Source organism: Chamaesiphon sp. VAR_48_metabat_135_sub (assembly GCF_031418915.1).
In the GTDB taxonomy this organism is placed as follows: Bacteria; Cyanobacteriota; Cyanobacteriia; order Cyanobacteriales; family Chamaesiphonaceae; genus Chamaesiphon.
The window spans coordinates 1-3022 of the sequence record NZ_JANOJV010000073.1 but is presented as its reverse complement, the minus strand read 5'-3'; the positions used below and the strand labels follow the sequence as shown (position 1 = coordinate 3022).

The following is a 3022-nucleotide window of genomic DNA, read 5'->3' as shown; positions in this document are numbered from 1 at the left end:
TTATTTCCTCGCCCGCAAATTTTTATAATTAGCCACAAATTGACGATATCTCATCAAGAATGGTTAACAATTGTTGCAGTCGATCGATCGATCGTTAGATAATAGATGAGTAAGCTCCGCAAAATCTCGACTAAAGACGGGAGTTTAATTCCCTAAAGCCTAAAACCTGAAGCCTAAAACCTAAATTATGAGCGATCAAATTATCTAACCAATTCTCACGATTCCTTTTGTGCTTGGCGTGCTATTCTTTGGCACCCGTAACGGTTTTTATGATTCCGACAAATATCATGGCAATGGTTCCGCACACTAAACAGTGACCGATCGATTGCTTCAATCTTTCAAGATTAGCACCGAATTTATCCTGGACTTTTCCCTTGTCTACTTTGCCCCAAGCTAGTAATGAAGATCTAGTCTGCCTTCCCTATGGTGTCGGTCATAGTGACGAGGGAGTCTGTTTGCTGGTTAAAATGGGGCCATACCGGATCTTACTCGATTGTGGCATAACAGATATTTCGCCACTAATTACTCAAGATGGTCTGCCGATCTGCGATCTGGTAATATGTAGCCACGCTCATGCAGATCATTCGAGGGGTTTACTCGCTCTCCATCGAGCTTTTCCCAAGTTACCTATTTATAGTAGCGAAGTCACCAGCCTGCTGATACCGCTGAATTGGTTGGATGAAAGCGACGGAGTACCGCAGTTTTGTCAAGCCTTACCCTGGCGCAGATCGATCGAGTTTCAAGATGGTTTAACCGCACAACTGTTTCTAGCCGGACATTTACCAGGTGCGGCGGCTATTTTGTTGACATATACCGGATTTTATCAATCCTATAGTGTCTTTTATACAGGCGACTTTTTTCTGTCCAATTCCCGCTTGGTAGAAGGCTTACACCTCGACTCAATTCGACATCTCAATCCCGATGTCTTAATCGTTGAAGGTAGTTATGGTACCGCTCGTCATCCCCATCGCCGCAAACAAGAAAATACCTTGATGGCGCGGATCGATCGAGCCATTATTCAGCAACAATCAATTATTTTACCAGTAACCACCCTGGGTATCGCCCAAGAATTACTAATTTTACTGCGCAGTCATCACCTATTTACCGGACGCGATATCGATATCTGGGTAGAATCTAAAATTGGCGCAGGTTGCGATCTTTACTTACAGTTGCTCCCCCATTTTCCGCCTTCTGTCCAAAATTTTTCCCGCCATCAATCCCTATTCTGGGATGAAAAAGTTCGCCCTCATGTCCGCCAGCTTACACCAGATACCTTACCCAATATCCATCAGCGTCCCTGTATCATCATCGCCGAAACCGACAGCGATCTGCAAATTTACACCGAGGATCATCCTTTCCCCTGGCTGATATTATTCCCCACTCAACCGCATGGAGTAACTGTACTCCCCGCCACCACCCCACAAATTGCCGTTGAAACCTATCTTTTGAGCGAACACTCCGATGGTGCTGGTACCGCTCAATTAATCCATAATATCCGCCCCAAACATGTTGTCTTCGTTCACGGCTCGGCAAATTATTTAGGCGATCTCACAGGTTTAGAAGAACTACAAAACCGCTACCATCTTCACTCCCCAGGAGCGGGAACTCTAGTTTCGCTGCCAATTGGCGATACATTTATCCAACCCGCACCGCCAGCAGATCCTAATTATGAGGGCGAACTGACCGAATCAGAACGAGAAATTAATATTACGCTACCAAATCCGATCGCTAGTGACCCACGATGGCACAATTTCGCCGATACTGGATTAATAGAAGCAAGATGGCAGGGAGAAGAAATCGTCCTCAGAGGTATCTCACAACGAGAAATACTCGATCGACAACAAGAACTCAATCTCGATCCCAACACCCACTGTTGCGGCAATTGTCGTCATCAACGGGCTTCTCGCTGCTATAATAGTCGATCGCCCCTCAACGGCTTTAGAGTCACTCCCGACGGTTTTTGTCCAGCTTTTGAATCGAGTTAGAGTGTAACAATTATTTGAGGGGTTGCGGAGATTTTTACCCCACCCCAGCCCTCCCCTTATAAAGCGGATGCGCGCACTGTTCGGGTTCCCCGACAGTGAAGCGCACCAAGCAGGGGAGGGAGCCGGAAAAGCCCTCCCCTTTATAAGGGGAGGGAATAAAGCCCCCCTTTATAAGGAGGGTTGGGGGGTAAAGATCTCCACCGTAGTCAATCTTGTCTCATGCTATCCACCATCCACTATGCACCATCCACCATCCACCATCCACCATCCACCCCTGATTATTGCCGGAAAAACCTTTAACTCGCGGCTGATGACGGGTACGGGGAAGTATCGTAGCATCGCGCAAATGCAAGAGAGCATCATCGCCAGTGGTTGCGAGATCGTTACCGTCGCCGTGCGGAGAGTCCAGACTAAAGCCGCAGGACACGAAGGCTTGGCAGAAGCGATCGATTGGTCTAAAATCTGGATGTTGCCGAATACTGCTGGTTGTGAAACCGCCGAAGATGCCGTGCGGGTGGCGAGATTGGGTCGCGAGATGGCAAAATTATTGGGACAGGAAGATAATAACTTCGTCAAATTGGAAGTAATTCCCGCAGGTAAATATCTATTACCAGATCCGATCGGTACTCTCCAGGCTGCCGAACAGCTCGTGAAAGAAGGCTTTGCCGTACTCCCCTATATAAACGCCGATCCACTCCTCGCCAAGCGGCTGGAAGAAGCCGGATGTGTGACAGTTATGCCCTTGGGTTCGCCGATCGGTTCGGGACAGGGACTTAGAAATCTGGCGAATATCCAAATCATCATCGAAAATGCCAAAGTACCTGTAGTCGTCGATGCGGGAATCGGCACCCCCAGCGAAGCCGCTCAAGCGATGGAAATCGGTGCAGATGCACTTCTGATCAATACGGCGATCGCCTGTGCCGAGAATTCCCCTCTGATGGCTCAGGCGATGGGTTTAGCTGCCGTATCGGGGCGATTGGGATATCTCGCGGGGCGAATTCCGATCGCGACAGTAGCAGCAGCTAGTTCGCCACTAA

The 3022-nt window shown here is 48.4% G+C and carries 2 protein-coding genes; both read left to right on the top strand.

What is annotated here, in order from left to right:
• The first annotated feature begins 374 nt into the window (after nucleotides 1-374).
• The gene (locus RMO55_RS05820; RefSeq protein ID WP_310424764.1) at nucleotides 375-1985 is read left to right on the top strand and encodes an MBL fold metallo-hydrolase; all 1611 of its coding nucleotides are present in this window, start codon (nucleotides 375-377) and stop codon (nucleotides 1983-1985) included.
• 238 nt (nucleotides 1986-2223) lie between these two features.
• Nucleotides 2224-3022, top strand: a 799-nt coding sequence (locus RMO55_RS05815) for a thiazole synthase (RefSeq protein WP_310424762.1), incomplete at its 3' end; no start/stop codon positions are given.